10 protein-coding genes and 1 pseudogene are annotated in these 19,764 nt (G+C 45.0%); 6 read left to right on the forward strand and 5 right to left on the reverse strand.

What is annotated here, in order from left to right:
* Positions 1-23: 23 nt before the first annotated feature.
* Positions 24-8,234 (reverse strand): FkbM family methyltransferase, encoded by an 8,211-nt coding sequence (locus QUB63_RS09935; protein WP_332944822.1) that lies wholly within the window; start codon positions 8,232-8,234, stop codon positions 24-26.
* 799 nt (positions 8,235-9,033) lie between these two features.
* Between QUB63_RS09935 and QUB63_RS09940 the strand changes: the two genes are divergently transcribed.
* The 5 genes from QUB63_RS09940 to QUB63_RS09960 all read left to right on the forward strand — a co-directional run bounded on the left by QUB63_RS09940 (position 9,034) and on the right by QUB63_RS09960 (position 14,204).
* Complete coding sequence (locus QUB63_RS09940) at positions 9,034-10,254, forward strand: RNA-guided endonuclease InsQ/TnpB family protein (RefSeq protein ID WP_332944824.1); 1,221 nt, start codon at positions 9,034-9,036, stop codon at positions 10,252-10,254.
* A 91-nt stretch (positions 10,255-10,345) separates the two neighbouring features.
* Positions 10,346-12,184: an ATP-dependent zinc metalloprotease FtsH3 gene (ftsH3, locus tag QUB63_RS09945; protein WP_332944825.1), complete on the forward strand. Its 1,839-nt coding sequence runs from the start codon at positions 10,346-10,348 to the stop codon at positions 12,182-12,184.
* Between the two features lie 147 nt (positions 12,185-12,331).
* Positions 12,332-12,694 (forward strand): YybH family protein, encoded by a 363-nt coding sequence (locus QUB63_RS09950; RefSeq protein WP_332944826.1) that lies wholly within the window; start codon positions 12,332-12,334, stop codon positions 12,692-12,694.
* A gap of 240 nt (positions 12,695-12,934) precedes the next feature.
* Positions 12,935-13,573: a bifunctional 4-hydroxy-2-oxoglutarate aldolase/2-dehydro-3-deoxy-phosphogluconate aldolase gene (locus tag QUB63_RS09955; protein WP_332944827.1), complete on the forward strand. Its 639-nt coding sequence runs from the start codon at positions 12,935-12,937 to the stop codon at positions 13,571-13,573.
* 115 nt (positions 13,574-13,688) lie between these two features.
* Positions 13,689-14,204 (forward strand): L,D-transpeptidase, encoded by a 516-nt coding sequence (locus QUB63_RS09960; RefSeq protein WP_332944828.1) that lies wholly within the window; start codon positions 13,689-13,691, stop codon positions 14,202-14,204.
* Positions 14,205-14,473: 269 nt separating this feature from the next.
* Here QUB63_RS09960 and QUB63_RS09965 read toward each other — a convergent pair whose 3' ends face one another.
* From QUB63_RS09965 to QUB63_RS09975, 3 genes are all read right to left on the reverse strand, one after another.
* Entirely contained in the window at positions 14,474-14,749 is a 276-nt protein-coding gene (locus QUB63_RS09965; protein ID WP_332944829.1) for a DUF1963 domain-containing protein, read from the reverse strand.
* A 299-nt stretch (positions 14,750-15,048) separates the two neighbouring features.
* On the reverse strand, positions 15,049-15,705 hold the full coding sequence (locus QUB63_RS09970; RefSeq protein ID WP_332944830.1) for an ester cyclase: 657 nt from the start codon (positions 15,703-15,705) through the stop codon (positions 15,049-15,051).
* 300 nt (positions 15,706-16,005) lie between these two features.
* Positions 16,006-17,595 carry an Hsp70 family protein gene (locus tag QUB63_RS09975; RefSeq protein ID WP_332944831.1) on the reverse strand — a complete coding sequence of 530 codons (1,590 nt, stop codon included), beginning with the start codon at positions 17,593-17,595 and terminating at the stop codon, positions 16,006-16,008.
* Between the two features lie 452 nt (positions 17,596-18,047).
* On the opposite strand from QUB63_RS09975, the gene QUB63_RS09980 reads away from it, so the two are divergent.
* Complete coding sequence (locus QUB63_RS09980) at positions 18,048-18,737, forward strand: CPBP family intramembrane glutamic endopeptidase (protein ID WP_332944832.1); 690 nt, start codon at positions 18,048-18,050, stop codon at positions 18,735-18,737.
* A 192-nt stretch (positions 18,738-18,929) separates the two neighbouring features.
* Here the strand turns inward: QUB63_RS09980 and QUB63_RS35005 are convergent.
* Positions 18,930-19,095: pseudogene (locus QUB63_RS35005) on the reverse strand (ATP-binding protein); the annotation flags it as partial.
* Positions 19,096-19,764 lie beyond the last annotated feature (669 nt).

Raw genomic sequence — 19,764 nt, forward strand, 5'->3', positions numbered from 1 at the left:
TTTTCGATACAAATTACCTTCGTTTACTTCACAGCCACCTGAACCGCACCCCCAACAAACTGCTCGTAATCCTCAAACAACCATTCAGGCAAACAACTATTCGCATCCTGAACTTGCAACTGTCCAGCGCGACAAAACAGCCTCGCCGCTAACAAATAATTCACAGCATTAGGCATTCCAAATCCTTTACTCAACTCAGCAACCAATGAAGTCAAAACAGCACGTTCAGTATCAGTCAGCGGCTCGTTAACAAACCCACAGCCCAGCATTGCCTTGTAACCTTTACCGAAATCGCTCCGGTAAAAAAGTTCAAGTTGTTCGCCAGAAACACTCAGCCACAAATCAGCAATTTGCTTGCGAATTTCCCGCAAATCTGCTATTACCAATTCAGCCGTCGGGTCGATTTGATAAAGATTCACCGCAGCAGTTAATTGATTGAGAAACTGCGGCAGATAATCTTGGTTGACAATCGTTTGTTGATTGTCCGCGAATGGGATTTCAAACACCTTTTCGTAATCGTCAATCAACCACTGCGGCAAGCGGGTGCGAGCGTCGGCAACCCGCATTTTTCCCGGTACAAAGTACAGCATTCCACCCAGCAAAGCATTGATAGCTTGAGGATGCACCAACCCTTTGCTAATTTCGGTTAATTGCTGCAAAAACTTTTGTTCGGCTTCAGTCATTGATTCCGCTTGCAAGCCGCAGCTAAGTATTGCTTGATATCCTTTGCGAACTTCTCCTCGGTAAACATTTTGCAATTGTTCTGAGGGAACACTCAGCCAAAAATCAGCCAGTTGTTTGCGGATTTGGCGGAGTTCCAAAACTACCGATTCGTCAGACGGATCGATGCGGTAAAGATTGACGCATCCTAACAGTAGATTGGCAAATTGCGCGGATTGAATGTATTGAACTAGCAACTCAGAACTAGACTCTGACTTGACGGCGCCTTCCGTCTCAAAAACTTGTTCGTAATCGTCAATTAACCAGTGGGGCAAACGGTTGCGAGCGTCGGGAATTCGCATGGTTCCCGGCGGGAAATACAGCATCGCTGCCAGCAAGGCGTTGACAGCTTTAGGATGCACTAATCCTTTGCTAATCTGGGTTAGTTGCTGCAAAAATATTTGTTCGCCTTCCATCATTGCTTGATGTTGAAAGTAGCTGTGCAGCAGCATTTGATAGTTTTTTCCGGCAGCACTTTTATAGGTGGATTCCAGGTTTTCGGTGGGGACGTTTAGCCAAAAATCAGCGATTTGTTTGCGGATTTGACGCAGTTCGGATATTGCTGAGATGTTTGATGAGTTTCTTTGGTAAAGCTGGACGTTGTTCGAGAGAATCTCGTCAAAATCTGGCTGCTTGGGAATGCTATCCTGTAAGTTGCGCGATGCTTCCAGGTGGCTGGTTTGCCAGTTGCCAAAGAGTTCTTGGAATAATTTGCCGATCGCCCCCGAGTATGCAACACTGTCAAAACAGGCGGGATTGGCTTGCATTTTTTCCTGAATTTCCTGGCGTTTTTGCTGCCGCAACTGCGGGTTAGTCGCCAGGGTAACGGCTAGCTGAATGTAAGATGCTTCGTCACGGGCAATTAAATCTGGCATCAAGAGCGATCGTACCACAGCCGCTCCCATGCGCGATCGTAAAGTATCACCATCCCTGACAACAGTTGGCAATCCAACCTCCAGCGGATCCACAAGAGAAGTAGTCCCCGCATAAGGGAAAGAATCCAAATAAACATCACCCAACTTCAAAACTTCTTTAACATCCGCACGGTTAGGAAAAGTCTTCAACACCCGCAAACGCTGACTCTCAACCCCATACTTAGCAAAAACCCCTTGCATATTATTCACAAAAGCCGCCCCAGGATAATAATTAGTCCAGCTAGGGCCAAAAGGCATCAAAAACAGAACAGAATTAGGAACCGCCGCCAGAATCTTCGCCCAAGTTTCCCTTAACTCCGGCACCAATTTATACAAATTCGCGCTCGAAACAAACACAACCGATTCCTCAGAAATGCCAACGCTATTTCTGTTGAGTTGAATATTAGGAGTATAAGGTTCCAGGGTATAGCTAAAACAGCAGCCCAGGCCGTCAATAGTTGCTAATTCCTCGCGATAATGCGCGCGTCCCTCAATTGCAGGTTCCATCAACTTGCCAGCAATATAATAGTCGATGTGGCGCATTCCCGTCGTCACAGGAGAATTAAAACAAGTAGTTTGTACCCGCGCCAATCGATGCAGCGCCAGCAAACTAATCGGATGAGCGACAGCAGTAATATTCGTAGCAACCAACAGAATATCTAAGTCATCAGCGCGGATAGCCTGAACTTGACTTGGCAAATCACTGGGCAATTGCACCAGCCTGTCAGCGCGACTCTGACAATACTGTTCTAGTTTATTCCCGTCGAGATTTAGAGCGTACAAAATAATCTCAAACTGTTCTCGATTCAGATATTCAAAAGCAGGCAAAGTAGCGAAAGTTTCCGTCATCGCCCCGAAATGTTTAGTCAGAACTCCGACGCGAATTTTCTGTCTGTTTGCAGGCCTTGCCGGAAAAATGCAATCAATGGCAGCCCCGCGATTTTTCATCGCAAATTCAATAATATCCGCCCGCTTCCTGTAGATTTCCTTGAGATTTTCGCTGTTGAAGTACAAAGGGATAAAGTTAGCGGTTTGAGTGAAAAACCAGGCGATTTGCTGCCAAATTTGTGAATTTTGGTTCTTGAAGATATTGCTGTGTACGTAACTGACCCATCCCTGCACGTAGCGACAATAATTGTCAGCCTCTCCTAGTTCTTGAAAGAGAGTGGGCGCAGCAAACATAAATTTGAGATAGTCGTTGACAAACCAATTGGGTATAGATGCGTTTTCATACTTCAGCCGCAACTGGTCAGCACGACGGTAGAGAGCGGCTGCTAGTAAGTAGTTAACATCTTTCAGAGTTTTAATTCCCTGGGAGAGATGTGCTGCTAGTTGACCGATCAAACTCTGTTCAGTATCTGTCAGTGCTTCATATTTGATAGTGCTGTTGAGCAGCATTTGATGTGCCTTACCTGCATCGCCGGAGTAGGCAGTTTCTAGTTGTTCTGCGGGCAGATTCAGCCAATAATCAGCAAGTTGCCGGCGGCTTTGGCGGATGTGAGCGAGAGCAACTTGATTGGTTTGTTCTTTTTGATAGTCTCCCAAGTATTGCGAAAGGGAAGCTAAAAATTGTTCTGGTTTGTTGAATTGAGCTAATTCATCAGCAATCAAGTTGCCGTGTTGCTGCAAAATTTGTTCTGACCAACGCACTTCTTCGGGTTTGTAAAGTTGAGAGTGCAGGTTAACAATTGTAGCTCTCATCAAGTCTAATTTTGCGCGCTCTCCAGCCATTTTTTGGGTTCTGCTAGAGCCGTCGCCGTGTTGCCTGTAGTAGAGGTAAGGCTGAGCTAAACGATAGCCCGACCAGCCTTTTTCATAGGCAGAAATCCAAAACTCCCAGTCTTCGCATCCCAGCTTCATCACTTTTTTTAAGCCGCCTACTTGCTCGTAAATTTCTTTTCTAAATAAGGAAGTAGCGGGGGCTTGATTGTCTCTCAAAAATTTATTGGGTTCAAAGTCGCCGTGGGTGACTAAATCGCAGTTTGCTCCGAAGTGCTGCACATCTGTATAGACAAAACCTACATTCGGTTTCGCTAATAAAATTTCAATGCACTCCTCTAAAAACTTGGGATGAATTTTATCGTCAGCATCTAGGAATAAAATGAATTTTCCTGAGGAATTCTGAACGCCAACATTTCTGGAATCAGCGGGCCCAGTGTTGGGTTTGTCGATGAGGCGCAGCGCTTTTTGAGAATACAATTGAATTAAATAATTTGCGAAGTTGCTGGTATCATCGGTGCTGCCGTCGTTGACAATGATGCACTCCCAATTTTGATAGGTTTGATTGGCAACACTTTCAACAGCTTCTCTGAGTAGATTGGCGTGGTTGTAGCAGGGGATGATGATGCTGACGAGTGCTGGTTCGGGGGTGCGGTAGGGCATGGCGTTTAGCTGTGACGGAGAGATTGCAACGGGGACGGTAGTGGCTGGCTTGACGCCTCGGCGGATGATGCCGTATTCATTCCATATCTTAAGCGTTTCTTGTTGCGATCGCCCTGAACCGTGTTCTAAACCTTGTTCGTTGGCGCAGTACAAGCCGAGAATGTCTGGGAGACGCACAATATTTTCGGTTTTGCCAATCCGCAGCCAAAATTCGTAATCGCCAGCCGCAGTCAATTCTGCTCGGAAATAGCCGTGTTTGTCGTGCAGCGATTTTCTCCACATCGGTTGAGAACCTGTAATGCAGCGGCGTTCCAGTTCGCTATAGGAAAATTCCGGCCAATTCCACCGCTTTTCGGCTTGGGTTTTGGCAAAAGTATCGTTAACTGCGGTGGTAATTAATTGGTCAGCATAAACCAGACTTACTTCGGCGTTTTCATCCAAGTATTTCGCCATGATTTCTAGAGCGTCTGGGCGGTGTCTGTCATCGGTGTTAGCATTAGTAATGTAAGCTCCGCGCGACATCTTGATTCCTCGGTTCCAGGCGGCATATAAGGTCTCGCGTTCAGGGGTGCGATCGTACACAATATTCGGATATTTTGCTTGAAATTCCCGCACAACAGACTGTTCATTTTGTTGGGAAGCGCTGTCAATCACTATGATTTCCAGTTCGCCTTGTTTGTACAGCGTTTGATCTACCAAGTCTTGCAAGCAGCCGCGAATAAATTTTTCGGAATTGTAAGTAGAAACGATCGCAGATACTTTGAAAACCGACTGGACAGGCTGCAATGTGTCATAATTCTCTGATACGCTCTGCAAGGCTCGATCGGCTTGCCGTTGAACGGAATGCTCAGCTACTTGAACCAAAACAGAGCTAACAGTTGCAGCCATTTTCGACCAGGAAAACTTCTTAGCTTGCTCTAACCCCGCCGCAATTAATGAGTTGCGGACAGCAGGCTTCTGTATTTCCCGCAAAGCATTGACAAGCCCGCTGACATCATCGCCGCCTACATAAACCGCTGCTTGTCCTGCTACTTCTGGAATCGAACCGTTTGGACAAGTGATGACTGGACAACCGCAAGCCATGGCCTCGATGACTGGCAACCCAAAGCCTTCATATTTCGACGGATAAACTAATACCGCAGCACCCGAATAAGCAACTCTCAATTCGCTATCGCTTAGTTGCAGCGTGCGGACAGTGATTCCAGAACAGTACAATTGCAGATCGGGTTCTAATACAGGTTTGCCGCCTGTGCAGACTATATCAAAGTCAAACTTATTGGCAAGTTGAGAAAAGGCTTTGAAGAATAATATCCCATTCTTGTAACCATGCCAGCCTACCCTCTCGCCTACCAAAAGAAAATAGGGTTTAGCAATGCTGTACTTTGACTTAAAAGCTGCGATTTCTTCTCTATCGGCTGGCGAGAAATGGGCGTCAATTCCGCAGTGCGCTACAGCGACAGAAGCTGAGGATATCTGCGGAAAAATTTTAACTAAATCGCGGGCTGTATTTTCGGAAATGGCGATGTAGGCAGAGGCGTGGCGGATACCGCAATGCTTTTCTCTCCACTCGGAATGAGCAATATTTTGTCCCATCAACTCTGGAATCATGTCATAGGCCATGAATACCGATCGCGTTGACAAAGGCGTTGTATAATAAGTAGAAATAAATAAATCGGCTTTTTCTTCATCGCAGATTTGTTGGAGCATCGCGCGATCGCGATCGGTATTACCATAATCGTAAAGGGGAATAGTACGATAACGAAGACCGGGAATTTTAGGGGCAGTTCCGTTCCGATCTAAAATGATAATATGTTGAGCAAAGTTCGTATTTGCCCATTCTTGCCAGAGGGATTTCCAAACGCGTGCAATGCCTGTATTATTATGTTGAAAAAATACACCATCAATGACAATTGTCGGATATTTTTGACTAGGCTTAACAGCAAGTGCAGGTAAAGGAGACACAGTTTTAAATTGCCAAGTTTTTGTACTAATATCTCGTTGTGCAATGGGTTCGACTCCACAGGCGATCGCGCTATTGACTTGACTCTCATCCTTAACCCAATCAAAGTATTGACGCAATAAGACAGGAAATTGAGTCTGTTGTTGCAGATTTAACCATTGGGAAGTCGCATTTTTATAACCATAATATTGCTCTTTAAAGCGCAATTGATTCGGGGTAACGTAGGCAAAATGTTGGAAAACTAACCCCTCTTTTTCGGTTTCTTGATGTCGAAAAGGATTAACAAACGCGACATCACGCCATTTACCGTTAGGTAAGGGTTCCGCTAATCTGGGCGGTTCATGGGTTGCCCATACCATACCTGGTTTGAAACGCCAAGTGCGTAGCCATTCATATTGAGGATTATTTGCATAACAATTACGAGTGCTAATAACTAAATTTTCCCCAACAAAATACCAACACCAATAAAAAGCCGCAGTTTTTTCAGGATGTTCAATAAACATCTGTCGAGTTTGGCAAATTTGCTCAAAAGTCCAGAATTCATCTACATCAATTTGCCACAATACACACTCTTCAGGAATCCCGGCAATAGGAGCATTTATCATTTCTCGTTTGCCTTCCCAAAATTCGCCCTCTGGCTTACGATAAATGCTAATATTTTGGGGATAAAGACGAGCCAGTTCATCTAAATATTCGGTAGTCCCATCCAGGCTGCGTCCGTCGCGATGAACATCATCAGAAATGTTACCGCCCAGAGTGACACTCCAAGCCGTATCATGTTTTAAATCGGCCACCCCCTCGACAATATGCCAGTGCCATCGAAAGGGTAATTTTTTCAAGACATCAATATGATAACGGATGAAGGGTTCACCATTGAGAACGATGGTAAAGAAATGAAGGGGAAGTGATGGAAACGCAATATAATTTTCATAGAAAGCATTAGAGTTTACAACTGCTCGACCAATCGCACCCGTTTTTTCTATACAATGACACTCATAACCATTGGCCATGAGTAAATCAAAAGTTTCTTGGGCGGTGTGCTGCATTCCCTCTAACATTTTTTGATATATTTCAAACTGAATAAACTCAATTGCTTTTCTTGCTAAAAGATTCAGGCAACCATTAAGAACATCACTTTCAGCTCCTTCTACATCGATTTTTAAGTAATCTATTTTCTCAATATTATGTTTTTGACAAAATGAATCAACTGTAATCGCGCTAACGGTTTCGCTTTTGACAATAGGTACATATTCCTGGGGATTTGCCGGATTTTCCATCTGCGGTCTGCCGATGCTGTTCCAAACCGAAAAATCCTCAGGAAATTCATTAAATTCAATCAGTTTATTCTCGGAAAATACTGCATTCTGAAACAGGAAAATATTCGGATTATTTTCTGTTCGTTCTTTTAGTCTATTAAAAGTAGTAGAAGTCGGATCAAATGAATATACTTTTCCTTCAAGTCCGACTAAATTACTAAACAAAAGAGAATAGTTACCAATATTTGCTCCAATATCGAAAACTGTCATCCCTTGACGAACTAATCTTTGTACAAGCCGTTGTTCGATTTGTTCTTCATTAAACGCAAATTTTTTTTGCTGGAAAATGGCATAACCATTTCGCAGATGAAGATTATGCAAGAGGAGTTTATAATTAGGATCTTTGAGAAGTTTATGGTAATTTTTATGGTTTTTAAAAGTATTAATATCATCCAGAAATATAAATTTAGCCCCATAGACTTCATCTAATTCAGCTTCGCCGGTAAATTCAGAACCATCTATTAAGACAACATCAAAAAAAATGATTTTATTTTCAGATTTTATTTGCTTAATTCCTGCCTGAGATACTCCTGAATCTTGGAGATATTTTAGGTCTTGTCTGAGCCAATCTAAGACTCGTTCTAGGGGGTATTGATTCAGTGCTGTTTGGTAAGAATTATAAAAATCAATAACTTCTTTTTCCGTAGCAAATTTATTCAGTCCTACTGATGAAACATTATAACATTTTACAAAGCCGTCCTTAGCATATCTGTTTTGTAATTCGGTAAATCTTGCCTGGGATATTTCCATGCAAAAAAGTTGAGGATGATGGGGATTTTCTCTAATTCCTGTGACAAATGCTTCTGTACTTCCCTCACCGGAAGATGACCCTATTTCTAAAATGGTTTTGATATCTTCTTCTTTCGCTATTTGTTTAATAGCCTGATAAAATTGATCGTACTTAATTTCGGCAGGAATAATTTTATTCATTTCTGAAGTCATTATCAAATTTTCTCCTTAATTCATTGTGTTTATAATACGGGAGTGCGTTTTCGAGAAAAAACCCTGAAGTTAAATCTAGCCACCAAAGAAACCCGGTTTTTGAGATCAGACTCTTTGGTAAATGACGATTTGTGGTAAACAAACTTGGTTTCTGGGTCAGTCCTGCTTTACCTTAACAGTTTAATAGGACTTAAGCATAAATACCAAATAAACCGGGTTTTTTACTCGAATTAAAGACTCAAATGCAGTATTTCCGTCAAAAAAACCGGTTTCTGCGTTCAGGACTATTTAACCGAAAAAGGGATTAACGCGATAAAAGAGATTAACGCGATCGCCACCACTTTTGAGAATATTGACAAATTCTGTCTGATAGTGTATAATGAAACGCAAAAATTAGGACAACACCCGAATCTCCTGACGCCGCGCAGGGCAGTTCGGTTTCCACCACCTCAGACGAGCGATCGCCCTTGCCGAGATTCCTCACAACACAAAAACAGGTTATTGAGAAAATGGGTTGAAAGCCCTTGTGATTACCCACATCTCCTGAAACCTTTTCAGCGTAAAGGTATTAGACAAGCTATTATTATCATTAGTCAAGCACTATTGATAATAAAAAATGAATAACGAGAGAATAGGGGGTTTCAAAATTTGCTTTTTGAGAAATTTAGCAGATTTAAAAATGTGGGTAATGACAAGAGTTTAAAGTCCCGTCCTTTGTTAGACGGCTTTTATAGGTTGAGCTACCTTAAGAAACATCCTGGTATTTCTTAAACTAGCTATATACTAGAAGTTGGAGGAAATGCAAGTGCTTAATCTAACTTACGAATTCAAACTTAAGCCAACATCAGAGCAAGTATTTATTTTCACGGACTGGCTTGAACAGTGTCGCCGTGTCTATAACCACGCGCTGACTGAACGCAAAGATTGGTTTAAGTCCCGTAGTTGCCAAATTAACGCTTGCTCCCTCCGGTCTGAATACACAATCCCCGCCGAGACCAAACGACCAACTTATGCAAGTCAATGCAAGTCGCTAACCGCTAATCGAAAGACTAACTCAAACTTGCAACGGGTACAGTCTCAAGTCCTACAACAAACACTCTTGAGACTTGAGAAAGCATTTGTGAGTATGTGGGAGCAAAAACATGGATTTCCCCGATTTAAGAAGCCGGGAACTATGCGCTCTTTCGTGTTTCCCCAGTTGCGAAAAAACGTCGTTCAGGGCAGCACTATCAAACTACCTATGGTTGGCTGGGTTAAGTTTCGCCAGTCCCGTGAAATACCTGATGGTGCAACCCTACGCCAAGTTCGCATAGTCCGACGTGCCAGGGGTTGGTTTGCCATGTTGACGTTGCAGTGGGACGTAATAATCCCTGATGTCATGCCTCATGGTGAAGGCATTGGAGTTGATGTTGGCATTAGCCATTTTGCTGTGGCTTCTAACGGTAGATTTTTCCCTAATCCACAACCTTTTAAGAAGCTCGAACGCAAGCTTAAATTGCTGCAACGGAGTGTATCAAGGAAGGTCAAGGGTTCAAGTAACCGTAAAAAAACTCAGGTTAAAGTAAGTAAATTGCATGAGCGAATTGCCAATGTCAGGAAAAACTATCACTGGCTTGTAGCCCACAATCTTTGTGACTTGGCGCGGATGATATTTTTAGAAGACTTAAACCTGAAGAGACTGGCGCGTGGCTTTTTAGGGAAGCATTGCCTAGATGCTGGATGGGGTCAGTTTTTCCAGATACTAGAGCAGTGTTGCCGTAAGCGCGGGGTGTTCTTCCTTTATGTGGACAGCAAGAAAACAAGTCAGATATGCCCTAATTGCCTCACTGAAACGGGTAAAAAGGAATTATCTGAACGGGTTCACTCATGCCAGTATTGCGGCTACACGACGGATAGAGATGTCGCCGCCGCTCAAGTGGTTCTCATTCGAGGGCTTGCAGCCGTGGGACACACGGTGAAGATGCTTTCTGAGGGTAAAGCGGTAGCGCTCCCTTTGACGAAAGAATCCCCTGGCTTTTAGGCGGGGGATTGTCAAAATTACGTTAAGATTGATTAAGATAAATAAAAAATCCCAAATCACAGGGACTAAATAATTAGGAGGATCGACCTCGGTGAATAAACGGTGGAGAAACGCTGGACTGTACGCGCTGCTGGCTATTGTAGTCATTGCCTTAGCAACCGCATTTTTTGACAAACAGCCCCCAAGTAGGGAAGTTTGGAAGTACAGCCAATTCATTCAGGAAGTCGAGAGCAAGAGAGTAGACAAAATAAATATCAGTTCAGACCGCAGCAAAGCTCTGGTTACAGCTCAGGACGGCAACAAGGTACTCGTCAACCTGCCGAACGACCCCGAACTGATCAACATCCTGACCAAAAACAATGTAGACATTTCAGTTCTGCCCCAAAACGACGAAGGCTTCTGGGTAAAAGCCCTCAGCAGCCTGTTCTTCCCGATCCTGCTGTTGGTGGGACTGTTTTTCCTGGTGCGGCGCGCCCAAAACGGGCCCGGCAACCAAGCCATGAACTTCGGCAAATCGAAAGCTAGAGTCCAAATGGAGCCTCAAACTCAGGTGACTTTCGGCGACGTAGCCGGCATCGAACAAGCCAAGCTAGAACTCGCGGAAGTCGTGGACTTCCTGAAAAATGCCGATCGCTTCACCGCAGTCGGAGCAAAAATCCCCAAAGGCGTGCTCCTGGTCGGCCCTCCCGGAACTGGCAAAACCCTGCTCGCAAAAGCAGTGGCTGGAGAAGCTGGCGTTCCCTTCTTCTCGATTTCCGGTTCAGAATTTGTGGAAATGTTCGTGGGTGTCGGTGCTTCCCGCGTCCGCGACTTGTTTGAACAAGCTAAAACCAACGCTCCTTGTATCGTATTTATCGATGAAATTGACGCAGTAGGCCGCCAGCGGGGCGCTGGTTTGGGCGGTGGTAACGACGAACGGGAACAAACCCTCAACCAGTTGCTGACCGAAATGGACGGCTTTGAGGGCAATACTGGCATCATTCTGATTGCTGCTACGAACCGCCCCGACGTGCTCGATGCCGCGCTGCTGCGTCCGGGTCGCTTCGATCGCCAAGTTGTGGTCGATCGCCCCGACTTTGGAGGCCGCCTCGAAATTCTCAACGTTCACGCCCGCGGCAAAACTTTGTCGAAAGACGTGGACTTGGAAAAAATCGCCCGCCGGACTCCCGGTTTCACAGGTGCGGATTTGTCGAACTTGCTCAACGAAGCAGCAATTTTGGCCGCCCGCCGCAATTTGACCGAAGTCTCGATGGATGAAGTCAACGATGCGATCGACCGCGTGCTCGCAGGCCCGGAAAAGAAAGACCGCGTGATGAGCGAAAAGCGCAAAACTTTAGTAGCTTACCACGAAGCCGGTCACGCTTTAGTCGGCGCGCTGATGCCCGATTATGACCCCGTGCAGAAAATTAGCATTATCCCCCGCGGCCGCGCTGGCGGTTTGACTTGGTTCACACCGAGCGAAGATCGGATGGATTCTGGCTTGTATTCTCGCTCTTACTTGCAAAATCAAATGGCGGTAGCTTTGGGCGGCCGCATTGCTGAAGAGATTGTCTTCGGCGAGGAAGAAGTCACGACTGGCGCTTCCAATGACTTGCAGCAAGTGGCAAGAGTAGCGCGCCAAATGGTAACTCGCTTCGGAATGAGCGATCGGCTAGGCCCTGTAGCTCTCGGTCGCCAACAAGGGAATATGTTCATGGGTCGCGATATCATGGCCGAACGGGACTTTTCTGAAGAAACCGCAGCCACGATCGATGATGAAGTCCGCTTGTTGGTAGAGGAAGCTTATCGGCGCGCTAAAGACGTGCTGGTTGGCAACCGCCACGTTCTGAACGCCTTGGCAGATATGCTAGTTGACAAGGAAACTGTGGATGCTGATGAATTGCAACATTTGTTGGCCAACAGCGATGTCAAGATGGCGACAATTGCCTAATTGATTTTGGATTTGGGATTTTAGATTTTAGATTGAATCTAAAGCTTAAAATCGATAATTGGGGTGGTTCTGGTATTGTCTGGAATCGCCCCGATTTTTTTTGTGCGGCACACAGGAAGCAGCGGAAAAAAGCATTGGAGTAGCAAAATGATCGTCACTGAAGATAGAGCGCGTGAACTTGCACTTGATTGGGTAGAAGCTTGGAATACTCATAACCTCGATCGAATCATGTCCCATTACGCACAAGATGTAATTCTGATATCGCCTGTCGCAGCGCAACTGCTAAACGAACCATCTGGGACAGTGACAGGCAAAGAAGCGCTACGAAACTACTTCAAAAAGGGGCTGGAAGTTTATCCTGACCTCAAGTTTGAGTTGCTTGATGTGATGTGGGGAGTTTCCAGTGTTGTCCTTTACTACATCAACCAAAAAGGCACGAAGGCAGGTGAGTTTATGGAAGTCAGTTCAACCGGAAAAGTGACTAAAGTTGTTGCTCATTACAACGGGTAGAGCGAGGTTATGCAAATGGCGGTAATATGGATGGCACAACCGAGCGATGCTGAGGCTTTACTTACTCTAGCTAGCGAGTCAAACGCAGTCCACTCGCCTGTGGTGTAAAGAAAATAACGCAATTTTAACCGCCCCCTCGGAAACCCACGGAGGTGGGTTTTGTTTGTATAGACGCGGTTTCAACCGCTCGGTCTTCCGATCTGAACTGTATTGAATTATCTGGGGGCAAAATCAGTTAGCATGAATCATCAATCTTGGTTGACACTACTAAAAAAACACCGGGCGATCGCCGTCATCCGTTCCTCCGAAAAGGAACTCGCTCGGCAGATGGCATCAGCGGTAGCAGCAGGCGGAATTCAGTTTATTGAAATTACTTGGAACACCCACAAAGCTGCTGAATTAATTGGCGAACTCCGCTCCGAATTCCCTACTTTTAGTATTGGCACCGGCACTTTATTAAACTTAGAACAGTTGCAGCAAGCCATTGACTGCGGCGCTCAATTCCTGTTTACTCCGCACACGGATGTAACCATGATTAAAACAGCAGTTGACGCCGGAGTGCCGATCGTCCCGGGCGCTTTTTCTCCCACGGAAATTCTGACCGCGTGGCAAGCAGGCGCTACCTGCGTTAAAGTGTTTCCGATATCGGCTTTGGGAGGCGCGGCTTACCTGAAAAGCCTGCAAGGCCCCCTGGGAAACATTCCTTTAATTCCCACTGGCGGGGTGACGCTGGAAAATGCGAAAGTATTTATAGACGCTGGGGCGATCGCCGTTGGTTTGGCCGGAGACTTATTTCCCAAACACTTAGTGCAAAATCGAGATTGGCGGGCGATCGTCCAAATTGCCCGAACTCTCACCCAAAACTTAACAACTTGTTAAGCCCTCTTTCCCAATCTAAAATCTATAATCTACAATCTAAAATAGTACAAGGTGTGAAAGTTTCCCAATTCTTCAATCTAAAATCTAAAATCTACAATCGTCTTGGGTGTGAGGAATGAACAAGATTATCAACTCAACTTACTTGCGCAGCGCAGGAACTTTCTGTGCAGGCTTGGCCCTAACAGTTGCTGCATTCTGCGGCGGTTCAATGACCGCATTTGCCGGCGAACAGCGCAACATAATTGCCAATAGAATCATGCAGTTGCAGCAATCCAGTCAGCGCTGGATTGAAATTGATTTGTCAAGACAAAGATTAATAGCTTGGGAAGGAAATACACCCGTTTATGCGGTGACTATTTCCAGCGGCAAATCATCGACTCCCACCCGCACGGGAACCTTTGCCGTTCAAACCAAATACCGCGTTGCTAGAATGACTGGGGAAGACTACGACGTGCCCGACGTTCCCTATACAATGTATTACGACGGCGGCAATGCAATTCACGGCGCTTACTGGCACAATTTGTTTGGCAATCCCGTCACTCACGGCTGCACCAATGTAGCTGTTAATCACGCTAAATGGCTGTTCAATTGGGCCTCGGTGGGAACACCCGTGGTGGTCCACAAATCTTAGGTTTAGGGCATGGGGCGAAGCGAAGCGGAGGGATGGGGAATTGGGCTCTAGCGTTGCGGAGGGATGGGGCTTGGGCATAGTTGAAGGCTATTCAATCTGTTAGAACCCCAACTTCTTTAAGAAGTCGGGGTTCTGGGTATTATGTTTTTTTAGGTGAGCTTACTTAACTGCTGCTTTCAAGCACAAGCCCAATTGTACCAAACATCAGTAAAGTCTAAGTTGATAAGTTATGATTGAGAAATAAAAAAGTTACATATGCTGTCGTCTCTCTACAGAATATGTACCGCATCCTCAACAGAGGAATCCATTTGAAATAAAAGAATATTTTGCTCTGTGTCACTATCAGGGTTATTACCCCATCTTGCGTCGCCTTCTATAAAATCGGGATAACCGCCTATTTTATGACCGAAGGGACCCGATATCTCTAAATACTGTTTCATGATGCGATCGTTATTGCTCAATAATTCATAAAAAACTTCTCCTAAACCTTGACGAAATTGGTAGTAATCAGTACCCATCGGTGCAGATTTTTTAGTAAATTGCAAGCTGTAATATCAAATCCGGTTACATGGGAATCATACAGTAGCGAAAGCAAGCGTCTCCCTCGCTTTCGCTACTTATAGCGACGGAGACGCTTGCACTGCAAGTCGAACAATTATGTATGATTCCGATTCCAGCGGCAACGATATAGCGGTTCTTGGAAAGATGAGGTATTTACCAATTAATTAACAATTACAAAATCCCCCAATCCCCAATCCCCCAATCTAAAATCTAAAATCTAAAATCTAAAATCTAAACTTGTACCTCATCTATCTGAGAAAGGCTATATGACCTCTTCCTTTGATTAATGACTCACGGGACATCCTCCTGTCGTTAACCCTGTTAAGAAATTATTGGTGTCAAAGAAATGTTCTACAGACTCAATCTTTAAATCCTCTGTGACTTTAGCAATGCTAAGACCAATAATTTCAATAGTTTCTCCTCTCCCTTGATGATCTTTGTAAGATCCCTTAAAAGTACCCCAGTGTCTCCACTTAAACACAACGTTAGGAGGCCCGGCAACGACTTCGACTAATTCCCAGAGAAAGCCATCGGGAAAAGCTGTGTGAAAGAGGTCGTAGGAGGATTGAAAGGTTTCATCAGAGGCGCGGTAGTGCTCTGAGTTTTCTAGAAAGAGATTATAGGTTCCCTGATCTACAACTTCTTGGGCTGTGTATTCTTTTCCTCCATTAGTGCTCATACGGAATTTATCCGTAACTACAGAGAGCCATTGTTGGGGATTGGTTTTGAAGGATGCTTCCATTTCAAATGTTCTCACCAAATTATAGGCGATCGCATCCAAAGACCCTTCGGCATGATTGTGTTTCTTTTCCTTGGACAAGAAAGCATTAGTGTGAGAATAGTCGGGACGATCCCCGTACCGCCATTCTACTCCATCATCCTGTTTCAGAACTTCTTCTCTATCTTGCACCCAGAGGGGTAAGCCGGGAGTTGTACTCATTGCTGTTAATCTCCTAGGATTTGGGTTAATAAAAATCTTGATACTACAATGAAAGACTGACGGTTCAGATTCGAGTTTACAAGAGAGTACACGAAAATTGTCGCCCTGTCAAGCCCCCGCAGCCATAAATCTAAATATCTGCGGTTGTCGTCTCCAATAGACATCTCCAAAAACTAACTGGTTCCTAGGAAGAGCCTGGGAACCAGTAATTTCTTAGTCCCTCTCTGCTCGGACGAAAGTTTTACTCTATGCAGCGATTTAAAGATCCGAATTATCTACCAAATTATCTAAAGTCTATCCTTAACTTAGCTGCACCACTGGTCTATCCTCTAACAACGTTTCATTGGTCAGCAAATCTTCTACAGTAATCCGCAAAAATCGCTGTTCGTCCACGCGGAAGAAAATTTTGACGCGATCGCTCCCCGGATACCCAGGCGGCGTCAATTGAGCGATGCTGCGTGCTCCGTCTTTGTCATTTAGCGGCTGTACCGATCTTTGACCCGCGAGTTGGCGAGTAATTAGCCTGTCGCCGTCAAAATAGATCTCCGTGCCGCCAGTTTCCGCTCCCAATTCGCCGATAATTAATTCTATACTCGGCTGATTTTCTAGAGAAGCTCCCAAAACTAATTCTACCGGTTCGCTCATCGGATAAGACTGGCCGGATTTGATTAAACTGTGCCAACTGTGGCAATTGTCGCGGCGGTTCCAGTAGCGGATGCCGTAACTGTGATAGAGAAAATCTTTGATTTCTATGCCTTGACTCAGTTGCAGAGCACCTTGGGCGATCGCCTCAAAGGGTTTGTCGCACCGAATTTTTGCTGTGTCGAAATATTGCTGCACCCAACGCTGTACCGCTGGAATTTGTACAGTACCGCCCACCAGCAAAACTGCATTGATGTCGCCAATTTCTAAGCCTTGGCGCCGCGCTTGCTGCAATACTTGATTCATGCACTCGTCGAGGTTGTCAAAAAACTGATGTTCGGCGAGGATAGATTCAAAGCGCTCCCGGTCTAATTCTAATTCGTAACTCTCAAAATTTTCATCATCAAAATAAACCTCAACAGCCTTATTTAGCAAAGATAACTGAATCTTTAACCGTTCTGCCAATCTCGTCACAATCGGAGATTTCACCACTTTTTGAGTTTTGACAAAATAGTCCACCAGCCAATTATCAATATCAGAACCGCCCAAGTTTTGTCCGGCTTTAGCCAAAACCCGGGCAACTTTTGCCTTTTGTGCGGAAGATTCAGCCAGCAATCTTTCGCCCCATTTCAGCAGAAAACCCAGGGGCTTTTTGCCAACCGAACTATCCAGCCGCACCAACGAAATGTCTAGAGTTCCGCCGCCGAAATCAATGACTAACAGAATTTCGCGATCGGCCAAACCGTAGCCCAAAGCAGCAGCCGTAGGTTCGTCCAACATCCGAACTTCTTCTACTTGCAGAGATTGAGACACTTTACCCAACCAATGGCGGTAAGCTTCAAAACTATCTACCGGCACAGTAAACACCAAAGAATCTACCGGGAAGGGGAGTTCGCGAATTGAGCTGACAATTTGGCTCAAATACCACTCACCTACTCGTTCAAAATCAACAATTTGCCCGTCAAGTTCCGGCACAAAACCCTGAACGGAAGTGCCAATTCCCCGCTTGAAATTGCGAAAAAACCGAGAATCTCCACTCAGATCGAGGCCTTTGTCGCGGACTTGCTGACCTAGTATGACTTTACTTTGAGCAGCGTCCTCAACGTAGAGCAAACTGGGAATTAGGGGCGGATTTTGAACCGAGATTGCCGACAATCCCGGTAATTTCAAAGTTTCGGGCTGCTGGAGAGCTTGATTCCAGCGAGCGACGACGGTGTTGCTAGTTCCAAAATCAATTGCGATCGCCATTGGGCCAAAATACACAGCTACTAAGGATTAAATCATATTATGATATTTAGAGCAGCAAATGCAAACAGATTATCAAATTGTTCTTTCACGAACATTTTGTTGCCAGCGAAACTGCTTTACCGGCGGAGTCTTAATTTTGTGCAACTGCATATAGCAACCGCTAAGACGGTGAGGGCGTTCTTAATTGCTGAAACTGATGCGGAAGATTGCTTCTTGCTTTTTGCTTTGGCTATATTTTTAGAGGCCACAAAGGCGCGCCAGTTTTATAAGCGGCACAAAACTCAAACGATTTGAGATTTTCCATTTTTCGATTTGAGATTTGGAATAACTGACTGCATAAGGATTTCGGGATCGCCGGCAGTTGCATTCTTTTTTGAAGCTGGTATCGCCTATCCGCAGGGGTAAAGCTTTTACATTCGATCTCAATCCAATTTTTAAATGGATAGTGAAAAATGCTGGATCTTGGCGATCGCAAAACAGCACTATTGGCTCTCACACTGCTCGTCCCCGCTGCGAGTATTGGTATAATAACAGGTTTGTATATTGCCCCCGGAAGCTGGGGACAAACGCTGTCAGTCTTGTGTCAAGTTTGGTTGTTCGTTTTTCCGATCGCCTGGTGTGTTTTAGTCGATCGCGAAAACCTGCGTTTATCCCTCCCCAAGCGCCGAGAATTGCTGGCTGGAGCTATTTGGGGAATCTTCATGTTTGCGGTGATTGTGGGTATCTACAGGCTTTTCGGTCAGAACTGGATCGATCCTGTAGTTGCCAAACAAAAAGCGCAGCAATTGGGTATTAGCAGCGCTAATATTTACTTGATGATAGAAGCCTATTTTGTGCTAGTTAACTCGCTAATAGAAGAATTTACTTGGCGGCGGTTTGTCTGCAACAAGTGCCAGATTATCATACCGGGAACAAAAGCAATATTTCTAAGTTCGCTATTTTTCACGCTGCACCACATTTTTGTAATCGCAGCTTACAGCGACTGGCGAGGTGTGATTTTAGGCTCATTGGCTGTCTTCGCCGCCGGGATAATTTGGTCGCACTGTTATGTGACTTACCGTTCGCTTTGGTCTAGTTATATCAGCCACGCGAGCGCAGATTTAGCCCTGGCAATTATTGCTTGGCAAATCCTCTTTAACTAGCTGCTTTTTTAGGCACTATCGCTGGCAATTATACCATAAAAACTGACACTTTTTCCAACTCGCTCTCCCGACTCTAGCGCCAAAGAGTATGAGTTCGGTCAAGGGCGATCGATTACCCATTACCTTTTTCCCCATTACCCATTACCTTTTCCCCCATTACCTGACATACCTCACCCTTAAGAAAAAGGCTATAATATCTCCCCCCATCATCTGACATAATTTCTTAGCGATTGCCAGTCCCAAACCCGTACCGCCGTACCTGCTTTGTAGTAGACTCGTCCACTTGCGTCAAAAATTAAAATACTCTCTCAATTTGCTCTGCATTCATCCCAATTCCAGTATCACTGATTTTGAAACTCATCCATTTTTCACCAGCCGAAATATCCGATTCTGCTTCCTTCTCCCTGCTTCCTCCTTCCCGCTTCGCTTCGGGACGTAAAACATCCGATTCAGCTTCGATTTCTCCCATAAAACTCAATTTATACTGGTGAAACTCTATTTTCTGTAGCGCGATTGGGAAACCTACTTTTTCAAACAGTCCCGCACGCATCAACCGCCTTTTTTCACGGAAATAAGATCGGTGAGGGCGAGGGATATCGGTTGAAAAACCCGGTTTCTTCGCCTGTCAGGCGATCTCGCCTGTCAGGCGCTCGATCGCGCCCATGCCGATATTTGAGCAAACCACTATCTCTGAATCGTGATAAAATATCATATTTTGTCAAAAAATACCGACAGCACAATTACCAAAAAATCAAAGCTGCCGATCGGTGTTTATAGCTGTTGGAGCGATCGGGAAATTAACCTTCTCAAGTAAGAATTGCCCTCTTTGATGTCGCAGTATAAAATGTTGCCAACGGCGACCGTCAATAAATCTGAATATTGTTACCCATGCTACCTTTCACCCCACAGTAAAGGTTGGTGCTTTGCGGTTTCCCGTACCTCCCTGTCTTTAGGATCAGCAATAGCTGTTGTGTTAGACAGGAATAGTTGTCTAGCGGGCGTGTTAGCCACCCGCGAAAAAAGCTGC

Origin of the sequence: Microcoleus sp. ARI1-B5 (assembly GCF_036705795.1) — a bacterium.
GTDB lineage: Bacteria > Cyanobacteriota > Cyanobacteriia > Cyanobacteriales > Microcoleaceae > Microcoleus.

Coding starts and splice junctions, on each gene's coding strand:
- QUB63_RS09940 (WP_332944824.1), top strand. CDS start 9,034: ATGCAAGTGCTTAATCTAACTTACGAATTCAAACTTAAGCCAACATCA.
- QUB63_RS09970 (WP_332944830.1), bottom strand. CDS start 15,705: ATGAGTACAACTCCCGGCTTACCCCTCTGGGTGCAAGATAGAGAAGAA.
- QUB63_RS09975 (WP_332944831.1), bottom strand. CDS start 17,595: ATGGCGATCGCAATTGATTTTGGAACTAGCAACACCGTCGTCGCTCGC.
- QUB63_RS09960 (WP_332944828.1), top strand. CDS start 13,689: ATGAACAAGATTATCAACTCAACTTACTTGCGCAGCGCAGGAACTTTC.
- QUB63_RS09935 (WP_332944822.1), bottom strand. CDS start 8,234: ATGACTTCAGAAATGAATAAAATTATTCCTGCCGAAATTAAGTACGAT.
- QUB63_RS09955 (WP_332944827.1), top strand. CDS start 12,935: ATGAATCATCAATCTTGGTTGACACTACTAAAAAAACACCGGGCGATC.
- QUB63_RS09980 (WP_332944832.1), top strand. CDS start 18,048: ATGCTGGATCTTGGCGATCGCAAAACAGCACTATTGGCTCTCACACTG.
- QUB63_RS09950 (WP_332944826.1), top strand. CDS start 12,332: ATGATCGTCACTGAAGATAGAGCGCGTGAACTTGCACTTGATTGGGTA.